Genomic DNA, 20302 nt, shown 5'->3' with positions numbered 1-20302 from the left:
CATGCCTGCCCCCATGCCTTTCCCGTTGCACGCCCAACTGCGGCGCGTGCTGTGCGTCACGGCCGCCGCCTGGGGGCTGAACCTGCAGCAGCGACGCGGGGCCCTGCGCGCGCCCCAGTTCGGCTTTGCCATCTCCTACTGACCCCGTACGGACCTCGTTGAGATACCGCTTTGAAAAGACCTGTGCCATGCAAATTTTCTGGTTCATTCCCACCCACGGCGACAGCCGCTACCTTGGCACCGCCAAAGGCGCACGCCAGCTCAGCCATGACTACCTCCAACAGGTGGCGGTGGCCGCCGACAGCCTGGGCTACGAGGGCGTTTTGATCCCCACCGGGCGCTCTTGCGAAGACCCCTGGGTGGTTGCATCCAGCCTGATCGCCGTGACCAAGAAGCTCAAATTTTTGGTGGCGGTACGCCCCGGCCTGCACCAGCCGGCGCTGGCTGCGCGCATGGCGGCCACGTTCGACCGCCTCTCGGGCGGGCGACTGCTCATCAACCTGGTCACCGGTGGCGACCAGACCGAGCTGGAGGGCGACGGCGTGTTTCTGGACCACGCCACGCGCTACGAGCAGTCCGCCGAGTTCATCCGCATCTGGCGCGAGATCCTTGCGCGCAGCCACAGCGGTGAATCGTTCGACTACGACGGCCAGCATCTCAGCGTGAAGGGCGCCAAGCTGCTGTTTCCGCCCCTGCAGCAGCCGCACCCGCCGGTGTACTTTGGGGGCTCGTCCGATGCCGCCCACGACCTGGCGGCCGAGCAGGTCGAGACCTACCTGACCTGGGGCGAGCCGCCTGCCGAAGTGGCCAAGAAGGTGGCCGACGTGCGCGCCCGTGCTGCAAAGCATGGGCGCACCGTGAAGTTCGGCATCCGCCTGCACGTCATCGTGCGCGAGACCGAAGACCAGGCCTGGCAGGCGGCCGAAGAACTCATCAGCCATGTGGACGACGTGACCGTGGCACGCGCGCAGGCCGTGTTTGCGCGCATGGATTCCGAAGGCCAGCGCCGCATGGCGCGGCTGCATGCCGGCGCCAGGAATAAGGCCCCCACGCTCGGCACTGGCGTGTCCTCGCTGCCCCCCGAGGGGGCGCAATCGCCTAGGGGCGGCCCGTCGGCGATTGGGCGCACGCGGGCCGACCTGGAGATCAGCCCCAACCTCTGGGCCGGTGTGGGCCTGGTGCGGGGCGGTGCAGGCACGGCGCTGGTGGGCGACCCGCAGACCGTGGCCGCGCGCATCGAGGAATACGCCGCGCTGGGGCTCGACACCTTTGTGCTCTCGGGCTACCCGCACCTAGAAGAGGCCTACCGCTTTGCCGAGCTGGTGTTCCCGCTGTTGCCCGTGGACGTGCGCGAGAAGCTTGCGGGCGGCAACCCGCTGGGCCCGTTTGGCGAAACCGTGGCCAATGACTTTGTACCGCGCGCATCCCAAAGCTGAGTGCAGCGCTGCCCAGGAGACCGCCCATGTCCATCCAGTCCATCAACCATGTGCAGCTGCCGTTCCCGGCCGGTGCCGAGGCGCCCATCCGGCGCTTTTACAGCAGCCTGCTGGGCCTGCCCGAGGTGCGGCTGAACGCCAGCAAGGCCCTGCGTTTTGTGGCCGGCACGCAGCGCATCGACCTGGTGCCCACCGAGCACTGGCAGCCCGCACCCGCCGTGTCGCACCTGGCCTTTGAGGTGCAGGACTTGCCCGCACTGCGCCACCGCCTGCTACAGGCCGAACTGCCGCTGGTGGAAAACCGTGCGCTGCCTGGCTACCTGCGCTTTTACGTCAAGGACCCGGCGGGCAACCAGCTGGAGTTCTTGGAGCCCGACAACGATCCCCAGGAAATATCGCCATGACACAGGCCCAGACAAACACGGTGCCCGTGCGCGAGCTGCAGGTCTCGCCACCCATTGCCGACACCATCGACCATCCGCTCGACGGCCCCCTTCTGCCCGCACCTGTGGCCAGATTTTTTGCCAGCGTGGCGCGGCGCCTGCTGCCATGGGCCGTGCCGGTGGGCCTCATCGTGCTGTGGCAGATCGCCTCGTCGCAAGGATGGCTCTCCACCCGCGTGCTGCCCGCGCCGCTGGAGGTGGTGAAGGCTGCCTGGACATTGACCCTGTCGGGCGAGCTGTGGACGCACGTCAAGGTCAGCGCGGGCCGTGCGCTGGCCGGGCTGGCGATTGGCGGCGGCCTGGGGCTGCTGCTGGGCCTGCTGACCGGTTCGGTCAAGCTGTTCGAGACGCTGCTCGACTCCACCATACAGATGGTGCGCAACATTCCAGCACTGGCGCTCATTCCGCTGGTGATCCTGTGGTTCGGCATTGACGAATCGGCCAAGCTGTTTCTCATCAGCGTGTCGGTGTTCTTTCCGATCTACCTCAACACCTTCCACGGCATCCGCAATGTGGACCCGGGCCTGATCGAGATGGGCCGCACTTACGGCCTGGGGCGCTGGCAGCTGTACCAGCAAATCATCCTGCCCGGCGCGCTCTCCAGCATCCTGGTGGGCCTGCGCTTCTCGCTGGGCCTGATGTGGGTGATCCTGATCGTGGCCGAGACCATCTCGGCACAGGCGGGCATCGGCTACCTCACGATGAATGCGCGCGAGTTTCTGCAAACCGACATCGTGCTCGTGGGCATCTTGCTGTACGCGCTGCTGGGCAAGCTGGCCGATGTGTTTGCCAAGGGGCTCGAACGTTACTGGCTGCGCTGGCATCCCGGTTACCAGGCTTGATGCTGCGCGCTTGGATACTCACATTTTTATAGCTGCTGGCGCAATAGCCACTAGCGCAGGAGACCTTTTTGACCACAAGTTCATCTTTACAACCCCAGGGCGTTCGCCTGGAAGTGCGCGGCGTGGACAAACGCTACGGCGCGCGCAATGTGCTCCAGAAGGCCGACCTGGTCATCGAACCCGGCCAGTTCGTCGCCATCGTGGGCCGCAGCGGCTGCGGCAAGAGCACGTTGCTGCGCCTGGTGGCGGGCCTGGAGTCCGTCTCGGGCGGCGCGATCCGCATCGATGGCAAAGACATCGACGGCCTGAGCGGTGACACCCGCATCATGTTCCAGGACTCGCGCCTGCTGCCCTGGAAGCGTGTGGCTGACAACGTGGCCCTGGGCCTGCCGCCCGAGCGGCGCGGCGCTGCGGCCGACGTGCTGGCGCGCGTGGGGCTGGGCGACCGGTTGAACGAGTGGCCGGCACGCCTGTCGGGCGGCCAGCGCCAGCGCGTGGCCCTGGCACGGGCCCTGGTGCACAACCCGCGTTTGCTGTTGCTCGACGAGCCGCTGGGCGCGCTGGATGCGCTGACGCGCATCGAGATGCACCGCCTGATCGAAGGCCTGTGGCGCACCAGCGGCTTTACCGCGTTGCTGGTGACCCACGACGTGCAGGAGGCCGTGGCCCTGGCCGACCGCGTGATCCTGATCGAGGACGGCCAGATTGCGCTGGACCAGCGCATCGACCTGCCGCGTCCGCGCTCGCACGGCGATGCCGCCTTTGCCGCCATCGAAAAACGCATCCTGGACCGCGTGCTGCAAAAGCCCGATGGCGACCCGGCGCACGAAGCCCCCTGGCCGGGTGTGCCGGCGCACGGGCTGCGCTGGGCCGTGTGAGCTTTCACCTCTTTCCTCTTTCCACCTTTTCTTTTTCTTTCAACGGACTTTTTAGGAGAACCCCATGTCCATTCAAGCCATCAACGTTCGCAACCAGTTCAAGGGCAAAGTGCGCGAGATCATTCGCGGCGACGTCGTCTCCGAGGTCGATGTCGAAACCCCTTGGGGCATCGTGACCTCCGTCATCACCACCCGCTCGGTGGACGACCTGGGCCTGGTCGTGGGCTCCGATGTGGTCGCATTGGTCAAGTCCACAGAGGTGTCGATCGCCAAGCTGTGAGTCGGGAGCAGGGCGCAGGGCCATGCGGCTCTGCGCAGCCCTCATCCTGTGGCACGCGCCTGCGTGTCGCGTTGGCAGGCAGCGCGGCTCGCCGCATCCAAGTCTTGCCCTGCGCCCTATCTGGTAAGAACCCTGGGGCTATTGCCCCCAAAGCCGCCCGGGTTGCCTACACTCGGGCCCATGACAACCCTTCTGGTTTGCCCCTTTGCCGCCCTGGCTGCGCTGCCCCGCGCAGCGGCCTGTGCGCGAGCGGTGGCCAAGAAGAACGCGCGTCGTCAGCTGACGCCAGCACATTCCTGAGCCCGGCGGCACCCTCTCTCCTCATCCCCTTGTAGCGCAACCATCCACCGCCGGGCACCAGCCAAGCGCGGTAGCGGCCGTCTTGTCCCCACGGGGCACCGCCGCATTCGATGGAGTGCTTTGTATGCATGCAGTTGTGACCCCTGGCGAGCGCATGCTCACCGATTTGGACTATTCGCGCCTGACCAAGCTGATCGGCAACCGGCCAGCGCCCTTGCTGGATGACCTGCTGGCCAACGCCGACATCACCAGCCCGCGCACCGTGCGTGCGGACGTGGTCACCATGAACTCGCGCGTGGAGCTGGTGGACCCGCACACCCACCGGCGCCAGGTGCTGACCCTGTGCTACCCGCAGGACGCCGAGCCTGCGGCGGGCTTTATCTCGGTGCTGTCGCCGGTGGGCATCAGCCTGCTGGGCCTGCGGGTGGGAGATATGGCCAAGTGGCAAACGCCGCACGGCGAAGAGTGCTCCGCCACCATCGAGAGCATCCAGTACCAGCCTGAAGCCACGGGCGACTACCTCACCTAGTCGCCTTCGCACGTCGGCCCGATGCGGGCCGTACCACCAGATCACTTCCCACCAGACCGGCGCCAATTACATTGGCAGCCGTTGGAGGAGTGCGCGTTGTTCACCACAGAAGGACGTACCACCATGACCCCTCGCTCCATCCTCGTCGTCACCGATTTTTCTGAACTGGGAGGGCACGCGCTGGCACGCGCGGCGTTGCTGGGCGCAGAGCATCGGGCTGCGTTGCAGCTGGTGTATGTCGCCCAGCCCGGTGAGGTGCCTCCCCCCGATGTGGCGGTGCGCCTGTCGCACCATGCGCTGCAGCTGCGGCAGCGTCACCAGATCGCTGTGCAGGCCGTATCGCGCGTGGATTGCACGGTGGCAGACATCGCCCGTGCGGCAGCCGCGCACGACCTGGTGGTGTGGGGCACGGCACCGCAGCGGGGGCTGCGGGCCTGGTGGGGCACGCACCCCGCCCTGCAGTTGCTGCGTGCTTGCCAGCGCCCCGTGGTCGTGGTGCGCAACGCGGCGGACCAGACCTACCAGAGCCTGTTGGTGGCGGTGGACTTTTCGCAGGCATCGCACCGATTGGTCGAGCTAGGCCTGGCACTGCACCCCCGCGCACGTGTGGAACTGTTCCATGCCATCAGCACCGCCAATGAGGGCAAGCTGCGGTATGCCGAGGTGTCGGAGCGCGCCATCCAGATCTACCGCGAGCAGTGCAGGCGCCATGCGCAAGACCGCATGTTCACGCTGACCGACTCGTACGACGCGCGGCGCAATCGGTTGTCATCGTCCATCGGCCGGGGCGATCCGGCGCGACAGGTGCTGGTGGCACAGCAAAGCGCTGGGGCCGACCTGATTGTGGTGGGCAGGCATCCCGCGTCCCCGTGGGTGGACTGGTTCTTCGAGAGCGTGGCGCAACGCATCTTGCGCGAAGCGCGCACGGACGTGCTGGTGGCACCGCACGGCTTTCAGACCGCCTCCCGGGGCACTGCTGTCAAGCGCCTTGCCACCGACCTGCCCGTGCGCCGCGTCAAGGCGGGTGCGCCACGCCCGCCAAGCCATCCCAACCCCGCTGCGCTGTGGAGCGGGGCATGACGCGGCGGGCCTCCGGTGTCAGGCTGCCTTGGCCAGCGGTGTGGCATAGCGGCTGGCAGGCCGCGCTAGGCCCAGGTTCTCGCGCAGCGTCGTGCCTTCGTAGGCAGTGCGGAACAGCCCGCGCCGTTGGAGCTCCGGCACCACCAGGTCCACAAACTCGTTGAGCGACTGGGGCAACACGGGCGGCATCACGTTGAAGCCGTCGGCCGCGGCGTTCTCAAACCATTCCTGCATGCGGTCTGCAATGGTCTGCGGCGTGCCCACCACCACCCAGTGGCCGCGCGCGCCGGCCAGGTATTCGTACAACTGGCGCACGGTGTAGTTCTCGCGGCGGGCCAACTGCAGCACCACATGCGCGCGGCTGTTGATGCCCTTGGGCGGCTCGGGAATATAGGGCGGTGGTGCGTCCAGGTTCCACTGCGTGAGGTCTTCGCCGGGCCAGAAAGGGGCCAGCGTGGCCAGGCCCACGCTGGGGTGGATCAGTGCCTGCAGCTCGGCCCACTTGGCCTGGGCTTCTTCCTCGGTGCGGCCGATGACCGGAGAGATGCCGGGCAGCACCAGCAGCTCGTCGGGCCGGCGGCCGTACTTGGCCATCCGGCCTTTCACATCTTTGTAGAACGCCTGGGCCTCGGCCAGGCTGGTCCAGGCGGTGAAGATGGCCTCGGCCGTGGCGGCGGCCAGCTCCTTGCCATCTTCGGAAGAGCCCGCCTGCACGATCACCGGGTGGCCCTGGGGCGAGCGCTCGATGTTGAGTGGGCCCTGCACCTTCAGGTGCTTGCCGATGTGGTTGAGCGTGTGCAGCTTGTCGGGGTCAAAGTACACGCCGCTGGCCTTGTCGCGGCTGAAGGCGTCGTCGTCAAAGCTGTCCCACAGGCCCTTGACCACATCCACAAACTCGTGGGCGCGCTCGTACCGCAACGCGGGGTCGGGGTGGGCATCCAGACCAAAGTTGCCGTGCACGTTCTCTGCACTGGTGGTCACCACGTTCCAGGCCGCGCGGCCCTTGCTGATGTGGTCGAGCGAGGCGAACTTGCGTGCCAGCAGGTACGGGTCTTCGTAGGTGGTGGATGCCGTGGCCACAAAGCCGATGTGCTTGGTGACGGCCGAGAGCGCCGCCCACAGCGTGACGGGCTCGAAGTGCGAGAGCCGCCCCTGGCGGCTGAAGGACTCGCGGTCGCCCTTGTGCCACACGCCCGGGCTGTCGGCCACAAACACCTGGTCGAACAGGCCGCGCTCTGCGGTCTGTGCCAGTTCGATGTAGTGGTCGATATTGACGCCCGCATCGGCCTGAGAACCGGGGTGGCGCCACGCGGCAATGTGGTGGCCCGTGGCCATGATGAAGGCGCCGAGGCGCAGTTTTCTTGGGGTTTGTGGTTCGGTCATGTGGGTGTCCAAAACGTTATGAGATTTGCCCGCGGCCTACGGCACCGGCGCGGACCAGGCCAGTGCACCCGTGGAACCGGCTTCGCCGGGCCACCGGGTGCGTCCCCCTTCGGGGATGTCCTGCATCACTCCCTACGGTCGGTGATAGCGCGGCCTCGGGCCATCCGCTGCGTTGCTTTTTTTGCCAATAGCTCGGCTATTGGCTGCAAAAAGACGCCTTGCGGACTGTCCCGATCCGCACTACCACCGACTCGCGAGGGTGATGCAGGACATCCCTGGGAAGGCGCCGAAGGCGACTCAGGGGGCTACTCAGTGATAGTGATGCGATGCAGCTTGCGGTGCTGCGGGAAGAAGTCGCCCACCGCGTAGTGCTGGGTGGAGCGGTTGTCCCACACCGCCAGCGTGCCTGGCGCCCAGCGCAGGCGGGCCTGGAACTCGGGCACCTGGGGCAGGGCAAACAGCTGGGTCAGCAGGGTGTCGCTCTCCACGCGCGACAGGCCCTTGATGTGGCTGGTGAAGGTGGAGTTCACATACAGCACCTTCTTGCCTGTGACCGGGTGCACACGCACCACCGGGTGCTCCACCGGCGGGTACTTGGCGCGCGCGGCCTTCAGCTCGTCGCCGCTGGCGTCCTTGCGCAGCAGGTACTCGGTCCAGCCGCTGATCTCCCAGGTGTGCACGGCCGTGAGCGTCTCCAGATAAGACTGGAAGGCGGGCGGCAGGCTGGCGTAGGCGGCGGTGAGGCTGGCCCACAGCGTGTCGCCGCCGCTGGCCGGAATCACCTGCGCATACAGGCTGGTGCCCAGGGGCGGCTGCTCGCGCCAGGTGATGTCGGCGTGCCAGTTGCTCGACGCCTTGGGGCGCTCGGCCGTGCTCTCCACGATCTCGATCTCGGGGTGGTTTTCCAGCCGGGGGAAGAACGCCTTGACCTCGGCCACGTTGCCAAAGCTGCGGGTGAAGTCCACCTGCTGCTGCGGCGTGATGTGCTGGTCGCGGAAGAACAGCACTTCGTGCACGGCCAGGGCCTGGCGCAGCTCGGCCTGTGTGGTGGCATCCAGCGGCTGGCGCAGGTCCAGGTCGTGGATGACGGCGCCAATGGTGGGGGTGTAGGGCTCCACCGCAAAGCGGGTGAAGGTGGGGTGCAAGTCGTTGATCTTGGACATGGTGCTGCTTTCTGAAACGAGGGTGGTGGAAAGAGAACGGCCATGCCATTGGGACACTGCAAGCGCTGCACACCAACGAAGCTGTTTGCATATCGATAGTTGGAAAAACAGGCGCTGCAGTCAGGCGAGCGGGTAGGGCGCTTGCGCATTTGGATATCTGTTTTTGGTCGTTGGCCGCATTGCCGGGCGTGCCTAGAGTGGGGCTCGACAGGTGCAGGGCGTGGCCCGTGCACCGTCCCAACGCAACCCCTACGAAAGATCGACACCCATGACAAAAACACCCTGGAATACCACCCGCCGCAAGGCCTTGACCGCAGCCGGAGCTGCCTTGGCGCTGGGCCTGTGGGCGGGCAGCGCCGCTGCACAGACGGCAGAGCCGCTGAAGGTGGTCCGCATTGGCGTAGCCACCGGCGGCGTGGGCAGCGACCCCGTGCGCCACGGCGGCACGTCGGCCGCGCTGGCCTACACCGATGGCGCGCTGGAAGAAGAGTTCAAGAAAGACGGCGTGAAGGTGCAGTGGACTTTCTTCAAGGGCGCAGGCCCCGCCGTGAACGAGGCGCTGGTCAACAAGCAATTGGACTTTGCATGGCAGGGCGATTTGCCTTCCATCGTGCACCGCGCCAGCGATGTAAAGACCAAGATGATCCTAGGCAGCGGCGTGCGTACCGGCCTGTACTTGGCAGTGCCGCCGGATTCCAACATCCGGCGCATCGAAGACCTCAAAGGCCGCAAGGTGGCGGTGTTCAAGGGCACCAACCTGCACCTGGCCGCCGTGCGTGCGCTGGCCGACAAGGGTCTGAGCGAACGTGATGTGAAGCTGGTCAACCTGGACCTGCCCAGTGCCGAGGCCGCGTTGGTGAGCAAAGACATTGACGCCGCTTTTGGCTACGTGGGCTTCTTCAAACTGCGCGACCAGGGGCTGGCCAAAGTGGTGTGGTCGGCCGCCGAAGACTCGTACAAGTACACCCGCCAGACAGCGCTGCTGGTGACCGACGACTTCGCCGCCCGCCACCCCAAGGCGGTGGAGCGTGTGGTCAAGACCGTGGTGCAGTACGCCCACAAATACTCCGACGAAAACCGCCGCGCCGACCTGTTTGCGCAATGGGGCAAGGCCGAGTACCCCGAGAAGGTGTGGCGTGAAGACTTCATCGGCCAGCCGCTGCGTGTGCGCCTGTCGCCGCTGCTCGACCCGTTTCTGGTGGCGCGCTACAAGGACGCGGCCGACGAGGCGTTCAAGCTCAAGCTGATCCGCAAGAAGCCCGAGATCGACAGCTGGTTTGACCGCCGCTACCTGAACGCTGCGCTCAAGGAACTGAAGCTGGAGGCTTACTGGCCCGTGTATGGCGCCAACGGGGACTTGGCAGCCGCGCCCTAGTAGTGGGCTCTGCGCCAGAAGGATTGAATCCTAGGTAGGGGGACCGGGCCGGTGAAAACCGCCCTTTGCAACCCGCCGGCACCCAGTGCCCGGCGGGTTTTTTTGTGCCTGCGTCTGGCCCTGCTCATAGCGTCTGCACCGCTGCTCATGCCGCAAACATCTTTGTCATTGCATATGAGTATTAACCATTTATTTTTATAACAAACGTCTTTTACATTTCTTTTGGTTGTTATTGAAGTTGCCCGCCCAGCCCTGGGCAGTAGCACTTTTTCCACCCGAAAGGACATGCAAAAGATGGCGATACCCGCACTGAACGCGGCCGGGCCTTCCAGCCCCATGCACCCGTTGGAGCCGCTGCCGAAGGTGCCTGCGCGCCGCGTTGCGATCTTGAGAAACAAGGCCTCGTGGGCTTGGGCAGGTCGCTCGCTCTGGGCCTGGCCTTTTCCGCTGGCCGTGCTGGCACTGTGGCAGTTGTCCGCCGTGTGGGGCTGGGTTCCCGAGCAGGTGCTGCCTCCGCCCGCTGCCGTGTTCAAGGTGTTTGGTGAGCTGCTGGCCAGCGGCGAGCTGTGGGACCACCTGCGCATCAGCATGGTCCGCGTGTTTGCGGGCTTTGGCATTGGCCTGTCGCTGGGCCTGCTGCTGGGCGGTGCCATGGGCCTGTCGCCCACCTTCCGCGACTACGTGTTTCCGCTGTTCAAGGCGTTCAGCCAGGTGCCGGTGATCGGCTGGCTTCCGCTGCTGATTCTGGTGGTGGGCATCGATGAGGCATTGAAGTTTTTGCTGATCGCTAAGGCTGCGCTGGTGCCCGTGGCCATCAACACCTGCCAGGGCATCCAGAACGTGCCCAACCGGCTGGTGGAGGTGGCGCGTGTGTATGGCTTTACCCGCTGGCAAATGCTGCGCAAGGTGGTGTTTCCGGCGGCCACGGCGCCTATCTGGAACGGCGTGCGCTATGGGCTCACCCATGCCTGGCTGGCGCTGGTGGTGGTGGAGCTGCTGGCGTCGTCCGAGGGCATCGGGTTTCTCATCGTCTATGGCCGCCAGCTCTTTCAGCTGGACGTGGTGCTGGCCGCCGTGCTGGCCGTGGGCATCGTGGGTTTTGTGATCGACAAGCTGCTGGCCGTGTCCGAGGCGTGGCTGCTGCGCTGGCGCAAGCCGGGTCTGTGAAAGGGGTACGCGAATGTCTTCTGTGAACGTGCAACGCAACCTGTTCCACAAAGTGCCCCCACGCCTGCGGGGCTGGGTGCTGCCTGTGCTGATCCTGGCGGTGTGGTGGGCGGTGGTGGCCTCGGGTGCGTCTGATTCGCCCTTGCTGGTATCGCCGCTGGCCGTGTGGCAGCGGGGCGTGGGCCAGGTCACGAGCGGTGAACTGTGGGTGGCCTTGTCGGCCAGCCTGTGGCGCATGGCCTGGGGCTTTGGTATTGGCGCCAGCGTCGGGCTGGCGGTGGGGGCGCTGCTGGGCTGGTCGCGCTGGGCCGAGCGGCTGGTGGGGCCCACCTTCCACACGCTCAAGCAGATCTCGCTGTTTGCGTGGATTCCGATGCTGTCGATGTGGTTTGGCCTGGGCGATGCCGCCAAGATCGCCTTTGTGGCCATGGCCGCGTTCTTCCCCGTGGTGCTCAACACGCTGGAGGGCCTGCGCAGCGTGCCGCGCGAATACCTGGAGGTGGCCCGCGTGTACGAGTTCAGCGTGTGGCAAACGTTGCGCCGGGTGGTGGCGCCTGCTGCCGCGCCCTCGCTGTTCACCGGCATCCAGCTGTCGCTCATCTACAGCTGGCTGGCCACGCTGGGGGCCGAATACCTGCTGGCCTCGGGCAAAGGCATTGGCAACACGCTCATCGACGGGCGCGAGCACTTCTGGATGGACCTGGTGCTGTTTGGCGTGGTGGTGGTGGGCCTGGTGGGCTTTGCACTGAACGCGCTGCTGGGCGCGCTGGAAAAGCGCCTGCTGGCCTGGCGCGACCGCACGATCGCCAGGTACTGATGCCGCTAACGCATCGCATACGCATACGAACACAAGGAAATCAACATGGCACACGCCGGCACCCTGGCCATTCGCGGCCTGAACAAGCAGTACGAGGTCAAGGGCGAAGCCCTGCCTGTGCTGCAGGACATCAATCTCACCATCGAGCCCGGCGAGTTCGTGAGCATCGTGGGGTCGAGTGGCTGTGGCAAGTCCACGCTGCTACGCCTAGTCATTGGGTTGGAGGGGGACTATCAGGGCGAGATCCTGCTCAACGGCCAGCGCATTGTGGGCACCAGCCTCAACCGGGGCATCGTGTTCCAGGAGCACCGCCTGTTTCCCTGGCTCACGGTCGAGAAAAACGTGGCGCTGGGCCTGCTCAATTCCAGCCTGACCGAAGGCCAGCAGCGCGTCACCGTGCGCGAGCACATTGCGCTGGTGGGGCTGCAGGGGTTTGAGACAGCCTACCCGCACCAGCTCTCGGGCGGCATGTCGCAGCGCGTGGCCATTGCGCGGGCGCTGGTCAACCGGCCCGACATCTTGCTGCTGGACGAGCCCTTTGGCGCGCTCGACGCCATGACCCGCGCCCACCTGCAGCAGGAGCTGCACCGCATCTGGCAGCAAGAGGGCATCACCATGATCTTGGTGACCCACGACGTGGAAGAGGCCGTGTACCTGGGCGACCGCGTGGTGGTGATGGAGCCGCGCCCTGGCCGCATCCGCCGTACTGTGCCGGTGGGGCTGCCCCATCCGCGCGAGCGGACCTCGCACGCGTTCACCGCCATCAAGGACAGCGTGCTGCGCGAGTTTGCGGGCCACCCGGCGGCCGACCTGGCCGAGCCGCCGCTCAAGCGCGGCGAGCAGCTGGCACCCGCTGCGCAGTGGCAGTTTGCCGTTTGATTTTTTGTTCTCCTTTTTCTGATTCCCGAGATTCCCCATGACACCAAAGAACTCCTCTGTTTTCTCCACACGCCGCTCGCTGCTGGTGGCTGGCGCTGCCGCGTTGGCCGCCCCTCTGGTGCTGCGCGCCCAGTCGCCTGCCAAGGTCATCCGCATCGGCTCGCCCGACCTGGGCACCGCCGGCAAGCCTTCGCCCGGCGGCAGCGTGTTTGCGGTGCTGCAGGCCAACAAGTGGCTGGAAGATGAATTTGCCAAGGACGGCATCAAGATCGAGTGGAACTTCTTTCGCGGCGCAGGTCCGGCGGTGCACGAGGCGCTGTCGGCCAAGCAGCTCGACATCGTCTCGCTGGGCGACCTGGCCGCTGTGATTGGCCGCGCGCGCGGCCTGCCCACCCGCTTCATCGCGGCCACGGGCCGGGGCAGCAACAGCTACCTGGCCACCGCGCCGGGCGTGCACATCAAGACGGTGGCCGACCTCAAGGGCAAGAAGGTCACGGTGCTAAAGGGTACGGCCTACCAGCGCACATTCGACAACCTGCTGGCCACAGCGGGCCTGACCGAAAAGGACGTGAAGCTCATCAACATGGACTGGCCCACGTCCAAGGCTGCCGTAGTGGCCGGGCAGATCGATGCCACGTTTGGCGGCTCGGATCTGTTCCTGCTCAAGGCGCAGGGCGCGCAGATCGCGCTGAGCACCAAGGGCCGGGGGCCGGACTACACCATCAACTCGGGCATCCTGGCCACCGAGGATTTCGCCGCGCAAAACCCGCAGCTCACCCAGCGCCTGGTGACCCAACTGGTGCGGGCCGCCCACTGGTCTTCGCAAGAGGGCAACCGCGAGGCGCTCATCAAGCTGTACGCCGACAACAGCGGCAACCCGGAGTTGTCGTTCCGCGAAGAACTGGCGGGCGACAACCTCAATGCGCGCTACTCGCCGCTGCTCGATGAAGGCTTCATCGCGGGCTACCAGGGCGTGCTGGATGACGGCGTCAAGCTGGGGCTGATCCGCCAGACCTTTGATGTGAAGGCCTGGTTCCAGCCTGCGTTTGTGCAGCAAGCCGTCAAGGACCTCAAGCTCGAAAAGCAGTGGCGCGAGACCGACGCCGCAGGCAAGGCCAAGGGGGCGGCATGAGCATCGCCGCCTCCGCTTTCACCCAAGCGCCCAACATCGTCTTCATCCTGGCCGACGACCTGGGCTGGGCCGACCTTAGCGTGTACGGCCAGGCCGACTTCACCACGCCGCACCTCGATGCGCTGGCGGGCGAGGGCGTGCGCTTCACGCAGGCCTATGCCAACTCGGCCGTGTGCTCGGCCACGCGCTTTGCACTGATCACCGGGCGCTACCAGTACCGCCTGCGTGGCGGGCTGGAGGAACCCCTGGTGCGCAAGGCCCATGTGCACGGCCTGCCGCCGGAGCATCCCACGCTGCCATCGCTGCTGCGCGACGCGGGCTATGACACGGCGCTGATCGGCAAGTGGCACCTGGGCAGCCTGCCCACATTCGGCCCGCTCAAGAGTGGCTACGACCGCTTCTTTGGCAACTACGGCGGTGCCATCGACTACTTCACGCACAAGCCCGGTGTGGGCGATGCCGTGGCGCGCGATTTGTACGAAGGCGAAGTGCCCGTGGAGCGCGTGGGTTACTACACCCAGCTGCTGGCCGACGAGGCCACGCGCTGGATCGGCGAGCGCAGCGCGGCCAAGCCGTTCTTTTTGTCGCTGCACTTCACCGCGCCCCACTGGCCCTGGGTGGGGCCGGAGGACGAAGAAATATCGCTGGGCCTGAAGGACCTGTTTCACTACGACGGCGGCAACCTGGCCACCTACGCGCGCATGGTGCGCTCGCTCGACAAGGCGGTGGGCCAGGTGCTGGATGCCCTGAAGGCACAAGGCCTGGCCGACAACACCATCGTGGTGTTCACCAGCGACAACGGCGGCGAGCGATTTTCCAAGACCTGGCCCTTCACCGGCCAGAAGACCGAGCTGCTCGAAGGCGGCATCCGCGTGCCCACGTTGTTGCGCTGGCCCGCGCGCATCGCGCCGCAGGTGAGCGATCAGGTCACCGCCACCATGGACTGGCTGCCCACGCTGCTGGCCGCTGCGGACGTGGCGCCTGATGCCGACTACCCGCCCGACGGCGAGAACATCCTGCCCGTGCTGCTGGGCGATGCGCCCGTGCACCCGCGCACGCTGTTCTGGCGCTACAAGTCGCAGCGCCAGCGCGCGGTGCGCGAGGGGCGCTTCAAGTACCTGCGCATCAACGACAACGAGTTTCTGTTCGACGTGGAAGCCGACACGCTGGAGCGCGCGAACCTGCGCCACAAGCACCCCCAAATCTTCGAGCGTCTGCGCACCGCGTGGGAGCAGTGGAATGCGCAGTTCCTGCCCATCACCGACGAGGTCATCACCCACGGCCTGTCGCCCGACATCCAGGCCGACCGCTATGTGCCCGACCTGAGCCAGCGGGGCATGTGAGGCCTCTGTGTGGCAGAAAGCCAAAGAAAAGTGACTGATGCGCTAGTGGAATATGCGCTTGATGCTATCAAAAACATAGTATTTGCAAGCCCTCTGCCCGATGGGCCCTATGGCTGAGTGTCAAAGGGATCGTCACCAGTGCGGGCCTTGGCAGGAGGCAGTCACATGGACATTGTGGGACCGGCTTTTCATTCATGAACTTTCAGCAACTGCGCTCCGTGCGCGAAACCGTGCGGCGGGGCTTCAACCTGACCGAAGTGGCCCACATCCTGCACACCTCGCAGCCCGGGGTGAGTCGCCAGATCCGCGAGCTGGAGGAAGAGCTGGGCGTGGAGATTTTTGTACGGGCGGGCAAGCGCCTCACGGGCCTGACACCGCCTGGCGAGGTACTGCTGCCCACGGTAGAGCGCCTGCTGCTGGAGGCCGACAACCTCAGGCGCGCTGGCCAGGACTTCAGCGACAGTGTGCAAGGCCGCCTGTCGGTCGCGGCCACACACTCGCAGGCGCGGTATGCGCTGCCCCAGGTGGTGCGCGACTTTCGGGCCTTGTTCCCGCAGGTGTCGCTGCACCTACACCAGGGCTCGCCGCGCCAGGTGGCAGAGATGCTGCTGTCTGGCGAGGCCGACATCGGCGTGGCCACCGAGGCCCTGGCTGGCTATGACGCCCTGGTCACCCTGCCGTGCTACCGCTGGACGCACAGCATCGTGGTACCGCCGGGCCATCGCCTGCTGGACCTGCCTAGCCCGGTGACGCTGGAGCAGCTGGCGCAGTACCCCATCATCACTTACGAGCTGGGCTACACCGGCCGCGCGCACATCGACGAGGCCTTTGCGCGCGAAGGCATTGCGCCCGACATCGTGCTCACCGCCATGGACGCCGACGTGATCAAGACCTACGTGGAGCTGGACATGGGCGTGGGCATCGTCGCGTCCATTGCGGTCGATGAAGAGCGCGACCGCCACCTGCGGCTCATCGACGCGGGCCATCTGTTCGAGGTCAATCTCACCCGCCTGGGCCTGCGGCGTGGCGCCTGGCTGCGCGGGTATGCCTACCAGTTCATTGAAAGCTTTGTGCCCACGCTCACCCGCGATGTGGTGCAAAAGGCCGTGGCGCAGGGCGCTGAGCCCGGGAGCCTTCTGGGGAAGTGATGGCTGAGTGATGGGCACCGCACCAGCCGGTGGGCGGCAGGGCGGTCCACTTCCGCGAATTGCAAGGGCCTTTTGCTCCATGGAGCGGCAGTGACATTTCAGATGGGTTGCTCCGTGGCGCCAGAGTGTTCAGCACCCGCCGTGCGGTCGCGGCGGCGCGGCCGGCGGAGCGTGGCCTGGCGGCGCCAGGCACGCAGCAGATGGCGTGCTGCACTGGCCAGGGCTTCGTCCAGCGCACAGCGCCAGTCCCTGGCCACAGACGACACCACCACCGGGCCTGCGCCGTCGGTGCGCAGGGCAATCTGGCAGCGTTTGTCTGCACCGCCCCGGGGGCCATTGATGTCATCCAATTTGATGTCTGCACGGGGCACCAGGGCGTGCAGCCGCCGGAAGGCAAATCGCACGCGGCGCTCCACCGTCTCGCGCAGTTGCGCTGCTTCGGGGTGATGGGTTCTGACAAGAATCTGCATGGGCAATCTCCTGGGTTGAAGGTGACACCGTAGCCCGCAGGGGCGCGGCCAGCCAGCAGGCTTTTTCTGCGTGATGCGCTTGGAAAGCATGTGCATTCGGTGCGCTCGACCCCTGGCGCGAATCTTCGTATTTTTGGATGTCAGGCTCATAGAAAACCTGCTTTTTGATGGCGATGCGGGGCCGCAGATTCAAGGCTCCTGTTCACTTGCTAACGACCGCTACAAGGAGCCATCCATGAATCTCTGGTCTGCCATCCCTTCGCTCATTGCTACTCTGCGCCAGCGTCTCGCGCGCTGGCTGTCTCGTGTTGCCGTTGGGCCGGTGCCAGCGCTGCGGCGCGTTCCGGTGCCGCTGCGGGTCCAGACGCAGTACCGGGACGGCTGGCAGCCGCGTTCGCGCTATCGCCGTTAGGTGGGGCAGGGCGGCAGCGGCTGCTGCAGCTGCAGCTTGCGCCCAGGCGATACGAGCAGGGCTGCTTTGATGCTGCCGCCTTACCGCGCAGACGCCTCCACCATCTGCCGCACCAGCGGGTGGTGCTGACCTCTGCGCGACCAGATGGCATGCACCTCCTCAAAAAGCGCGGGGCAATCGCCCAGCAGGCGCAGGCCTCGCACCAGCCCCACGTCTTGCGCCCCCAGGCGGCTGACCGGAAACACCCCCAGCCCCCGCGCTGCAAAGACGGCCAGCAAGGCGCTGTCCTCAAACTCGCCCACCACGCGCGGCTGCAGACCCAGGTCTTGAAACCACGCATCCAGCGTGGCACGCAACGGCGCGTGGTGTGTGGGCAGCAGCACCGGCAAGTCTTGCAGGGACTGGGGAAAGCGGTCGCGCGCCGCCTTCTTGACCAGCGATGCTGGTCCGTACCACTGCAGCGGCGAGCGCGCGATGCGTTCGCTGGTCAGGCGTTGCTGCGGGATGCGCGGCGCTGCCTGCCCGGCCAGCACCGCGTCTAACTGGTGCAGGGCCAGCTCGGACAGCAGTTCGTCAGACTCTCCCTCGTGGCACACCAGCCGCAGATGGGGCGTTGCCAGCACCGGCTCCAGCAGCGCATGGGCTGCCAGCTTGGAGATGCCGTCCGACAGCCCCACCGACAACCGCGCCACACGGGCTGTGGCGGCCTCACGCACTTCTTCTTCAATGTACTGACCCAGTTGAAAAATCTCTTCGGCCCGGGTGAACGCGGCCTGCCCGGCTTCGGTCAGCGCCACACCGCGCCCCGAGGGCTTGAGGAGCTGGTGGCCCAGCGACTTCTCCAGGTCCCGCACCTGGGCGCTGATGGTCTGCACGGCCATCTCCAGCCGGTCTGCAGCCCGGGCAAAGCCGCCTTCCTTGGCAACCATCCAGAAGTAGTACAGGTGGCGGTAGTTCAGCATGCACGGCCTCAGGTTCGAGAAAACCGAATGCTAGGTGCGGCCCGGGCTGGTGTCTATGTCATGCCGGTTTGCCCATACTGACCGCTTGCCCATTGCGCAACTCAAGGAGGTTTTGCATGTTCTACGCAATTAACTGGTTTCTCTCATTGGCCTTGCTGGCCCTGTGGTCGCTGGCGTGCTGGGCCCTGCATGCAGTCACCGTGTGGGTAGTGTCCAGCGCGGGCGCCCTGGCAGGGGGCAGCGCGGTGGCGGACGTGATCTTGATGCCCGCCTGGCTCAAGGCCTGGATGCCCCCGGAACTGATGGGCCAGTGGGAGGCCCTGGTCTCCTGGGCCGGCCTCATCGTGCAGGCCGTGCTGGAGGCGGTGCCTGCTCTCGCAGGCGCGGTGACCTTCCTGGCCTGGGCGCTGTGGGGGCTGGGTGCCGTGGTGCTGGTGGCACTGGCGACCGGCATTCACATCCTCATCGCACTGGCCCAACGCCGTGGCGGTGGCCCCGGCACCCCGCAGCCCGCGTTGGCCCGCTGAGTGGGGGTACCCGGGCGCCCGCGGTAGCGTCAGGGCAGCGACTTCACGCCCTCAAACGCCGCGTTCAGCGCGGCCTCTGCGGTCAGCAGGCGCTGCCGGGCTTCGGCTGACCAGGCGCGGTCCTTGGCCAGCGTGTCCTTGGCGACGGCCACCATGCGCGCGACCTCCTGGGGCTGGGGGCCGCCTGTGCCGGTGCGCGTCAGCACCATCTCGGCGGGGGACAGTGCGCGGCGAAATTCCTTTTCAGTGAGCGGCAGGCGCTGGTCCTTGATGTCGTACTTTTTGCCCGCTTCGCGATAGATGCGCACGGCTTCGGCGTACGGAAAGTCCTTGGGCCGGATGTTGCGTTCCTTGGCGTACACCACCACGTCCGACGCAAAGTGATGGCCCACCCGGAACGGAATGGCATGGGTGCGCTGCAGGGTTTCGGCCAGCTCCATCGACGTGGTCCATTCGGATTCCAGTTCGTCCAGTGCGCGGGCCGGGTCGATGCGCAGCGAGTCCAGCACATCGGCCAACTGCTGCAGCATCTCCACGCCCTGGACAAAGGTTTTGGCGCTGCCGGGGCTCCAGGTGTTCTTGTAGTCGATCATGCCGGGCGTGACGTTATGGGCGCGCCACAGCGATGCCTGGGCCGACGCCACCACATCGCTGGCTTTGGCGCGGGTGTTCTGGATGATGCCGGGGTTGGCCTTTTGCGGCATGGCGCTGCTGGTGTAGGTCTTGCCGCTGGCCAGCAGCAGCCATGGCCGCGTCTGGTGGTACTGGGTGTGCACATCCTGCATCAACGCGCCCACTCGTATGGCGGTGGAGCTGGCGATGGAGGTGGCCTCGATGGGAATGTCATACGTGCTGATCTGCCCCGCATCCAGCGAATTGACGATGAGCCCGTCAAACCCCAGCAGCTGTGCGATGCGCTCGCGGTTGATACTCCAGCTGGAGTTGGCCAGCACGGCCGTGCCCATGGGGCTGAGGTTGATGCGCGCGTAGGCCTCGCGGATGCGTGCCGAGTCGCGCGCAAACGAATCGGCAAACGCCATCAGGTAGTGCCCATAGCTGATGGGCATGGCCTGCACGCCGTTGGTGTAGGCGGGCACATAGGTGGCGGTGTGCGCCTGTGCGATGGTGATGAGCCGCGCGCGCACCTGGTCCAGGGCGTCGGCAAAGTCCAGCATCTCCAGCCGCAACTGCGCGGCATTCAGGGTGGAGTGGATGTCCTGGCGGCTGCGCCCGGTGTGGATCAGCGTGGCCTCGGGGCCCACGGCGTCCGTGATGATTTTTTCGACCTGCAGCACATCTGTGGGGCGCTTGCCACCCGGGGCCGTCGCCTGCGTGATCGACAACTCCACGCCCCGCGCAATGCGGCCTGCCTGGGCTTTGGGGATGATGCCTTGCTCCACGTTGACCACGGTCGACGCCATGTTGATGCGGCCAAACCAGTAGAAGGTGTCCTGCGACTTGGACAAGGCGCTCGTGGCGTCCCCCTTGACCAGACCCTGGATCTTGGCGACCTGCGCCTGGCATTCGGCCGTGGTCTTGCAGGCGGTGTCGAGGGTGTCTGCAGCTTGTGCGTGGCCCATGGTCAGGATGGCGCTCACGACCGGGGCGAGCAGGAAGCGGGTGGGGCGCAAGGTGATGGTGCGCAGGGGCTGGTGCTGGGGTAATGGCATGGTGGTTTGTCTCCTGGCGTCCCGCGCAGCCGGCGGCGGGCTGGTGCGGGAATAAGATTCGTTAAT

20 protein-coding genes and 2 pseudogenes are annotated in these 20302 nt (G+C 66.1%); 16 read left to right on the top strand and 6 right to left on the bottom strand.

The genetic code is table 11. The annotated features are described in order from the left end of the window. Position 1 precedes the first annotated feature (1 nt). The 5 genes and pseudogenes from ACODSM_RS16710 to ACODSM_RS16690 form a co-directional block, all read left to right on the top strand. Positions 2–142, top strand: coding sequence for a hypothetical protein (locus ACODSM_RS16710; protein ID WP_172727574.1), 141 nt, complete (start codon positions 2–4; stop codon positions 140–142). 46 nt (positions 143–188) lie between these two features. After that, positions 189–1436: an FMNH2-dependent alkanesulfonate monooxygenase gene (locus ACODSM_RS16705; protein WP_488806211.1), complete on the top strand. Its 1248-nt coding sequence runs from the start codon at positions 189–191 to the stop codon at positions 1434–1436. Between the two features lie 26 nt (positions 1437–1462). After that, positions 1463–1840 carry a VOC family protein gene (locus ACODSM_RS16700; RefSeq protein WP_015013771.1) on the top strand — a complete coding sequence of 126 codons (378 nt, stop codon included), beginning with the start codon at positions 1463–1465 and terminating at the stop codon, positions 1838–1840. Beyond that, positions 1837–2721: an aliphatic sulfonate ABC transporter permease SsuC gene (gene ssuC / locus ACODSM_RS16695; protein WP_476017772.1), complete on the top strand. Its 885-nt coding sequence runs from the start codon at positions 1837–1839 to the stop codon at positions 2719–2721. Before ACODSM_RS16700 ends, ssuC begins: the two co-directional genes overlap by 4 nt. A 113-nt stretch (positions 2722–2834) precedes the next feature. Further along, a pseudogene (locus ACODSM_RS16690) lies at positions 2835–3263 on the top strand (ABC transporter ATP-binding protein); the annotation flags it as partial. Here ACODSM_RS16690 and ACODSM_RS16685 read toward each other — a convergent pair. After that, a pseudogene (locus ACODSM_RS16685) lies at positions 3258–3368 on the bottom strand (hypothetical protein); the annotation flags it as partial. The pseudogenes ACODSM_RS16690 and ACODSM_RS16685 overlap by 6 nt on opposite strands. A gap of 295 nt (positions 3369–3663) precedes the next feature. Between ACODSM_RS16685 and ACODSM_RS16680 the strand changes: the two are divergent. From ACODSM_RS16680 to ACODSM_RS16670, 3 genes are all read left to right on the top strand, one after another. Further along, positions 3664–3879, top strand: a complete 216-nt coding sequence (locus ACODSM_RS16680; RefSeq protein ID WP_015013774.1) for a TOBE domain-containing protein — start codon at positions 3664–3666, stop codon at positions 3877–3879. A gap of 424 nt (positions 3880–4303) precedes the next feature. Next, a complete protein-coding gene (locus ACODSM_RS16675; RefSeq protein ID WP_488806207.1) occupies positions 4304–4708 on the top strand; it encodes a GreA/GreB family elongation factor in 405 nt (134 codons plus the stop codon). Positions 4709–4831: 123 nt separating this feature from the next. Beyond that, complete coding sequence (locus ACODSM_RS16670; RefSeq protein ID WP_488806205.1) at positions 4832–5788, top strand: universal stress protein; 957 nt, start codon at positions 4832–4834, stop codon at positions 5786–5788. An 18-nt stretch (positions 5789–5806) separates the two neighbouring features. On the opposite strand, the gene ACODSM_RS16665 is transcribed toward ACODSM_RS16670, so the two are convergent. Together ACODSM_RS16665 and ACODSM_RS16660 are read right to left on the bottom strand one after the other, a co-directional pair. Continuing rightward, positions 5807–7171: an LLM class flavin-dependent oxidoreductase gene (locus ACODSM_RS16665; RefSeq protein WP_488806203.1), complete on the bottom strand. Its 1365-nt coding sequence runs from the start codon at positions 7169–7171 to the stop codon at positions 5807–5809. A 305-nt stretch (positions 7172–7476) separates the two neighbouring features. Continuing rightward, a complete protein-coding gene (locus tag ACODSM_RS16660; protein ID WP_488806201.1) occupies positions 7477–8334 on the bottom strand; it encodes a TauD/TfdA dioxygenase family protein in 858 nt (285 codons plus the stop codon). Positions 8335–8602: 268 nt separating this feature from the next. On the opposite strand from ACODSM_RS16660, the gene ACODSM_RS16655 reads away from it, so the two are divergent. From ACODSM_RS16655 to ACODSM_RS16625, 7 genes are all read left to right on the top strand, one after another. Then, on the top strand, positions 8603–9709 hold the full coding sequence (locus ACODSM_RS16655; protein WP_488806199.1) for an ABC transporter substrate-binding protein: 1107 nt from the start codon (positions 8603–8605) through the stop codon (positions 9707–9709). A gap of 285 nt (positions 9710–9994) precedes the next feature. Continuing rightward, on the top strand, positions 9995–10876 hold the full coding sequence (locus ACODSM_RS16650) for an ABC transporter permease (RefSeq protein WP_488806197.1): 882 nt from the start codon (positions 9995–9997) through the stop codon (positions 10874–10876). A 13-nt stretch (positions 10877–10889) separates the two neighbouring features. After that, positions 10890–11693: an ABC transporter permease gene (locus ACODSM_RS16645; protein ID WP_488806195.1), complete on the top strand. Its 804-nt coding sequence runs from the start codon at positions 10890–10892 to the stop codon at positions 11691–11693. 45 nt (positions 11694–11738) lie between these two features. Continuing rightward, positions 11739–12572: an ABC transporter ATP-binding protein gene (locus ACODSM_RS16640; protein ID WP_488806193.1), complete on the top strand. Its 834-nt coding sequence runs from the start codon at positions 11739–11741 to the stop codon at positions 12570–12572. Between the two features lie 37 nt (positions 12573–12609). Then, complete coding sequence (locus ACODSM_RS16635) at positions 12610–13704, top strand: ABC transporter substrate-binding protein (protein WP_488806191.1); 1095 nt, start codon at positions 12610–12612, stop codon at positions 13702–13704. After that, positions 13701–15047: a sulfatase family protein gene (locus ACODSM_RS16630; RefSeq protein ID WP_488806189.1), complete on the top strand. Its 1347-nt coding sequence runs from the start codon at positions 13701–13703 to the stop codon at positions 15045–15047. Before ACODSM_RS16635 ends, ACODSM_RS16630 begins: the two co-directional genes overlap by 4 nt. Positions 15048–15241: 194 nt before the next feature. Further along, positions 15242–16195: a CysB family HTH-type transcriptional regulator gene (locus ACODSM_RS16625; RefSeq protein WP_488806187.1), complete on the top strand. Its 954-nt coding sequence runs from the start codon at positions 15242–15244 to the stop codon at positions 16193–16195. A gap of 98 nt (positions 16196–16293) precedes the next feature. Here ACODSM_RS16625 and ACODSM_RS16620 read toward each other — a convergent pair whose 3' ends face one another. Together ACODSM_RS16620 and ACODSM_RS16615 are read right to left on the bottom strand one after the other, a co-directional pair. Then, positions 16294–16665 carry an HPF/RaiA family ribosome-associated protein gene (locus tag ACODSM_RS16620; RefSeq protein ID WP_488806185.1) on the bottom strand — a complete coding sequence of 124 codons (372 nt, stop codon included), beginning with the start codon at positions 16663–16665 and terminating at the stop codon, positions 16294–16296. 492 nt (positions 16666–17157) lie between these two features. Then, positions 17158–18039, bottom strand: coding sequence for a LysR substrate-binding domain-containing protein (locus ACODSM_RS16615; protein ID WP_488806183.1), 882 nt, complete (start codon positions 18037–18039; stop codon positions 17158–17160). Positions 18040–18155: 116 nt separating this feature from the next. On the opposite strand from ACODSM_RS16615, the gene ACODSM_RS16610 reads away from it, so the two are divergent. Further along, positions 18156–18566, top strand: a complete 411-nt coding sequence (locus ACODSM_RS16610; RefSeq protein ID WP_488806181.1) for a hypothetical protein — start codon at positions 18156–18158, stop codon at positions 18564–18566. 29 nt (positions 18567–18595) lie between these two features. Here the strand turns inward: ACODSM_RS16610 and ACODSM_RS16605 are convergent, their stop codons facing one another. After that, positions 18596–20236 carry an argininosuccinate lyase gene (locus tag ACODSM_RS16605; RefSeq protein ID WP_488806179.1) on the bottom strand — a complete coding sequence of 547 codons (1641 nt, stop codon included), beginning with the start codon at positions 20234–20236 and terminating at the stop codon, positions 18596–18598. Positions 20237–20302 lie beyond the last annotated feature (66 nt).

The organism is Acidovorax sp. FG42 (assembly GCF_057809195.1).
Note: the sequence above shows the minus strand (reverse complement) of the source record. Positions and strands in the feature narration are given on the sequence as shown.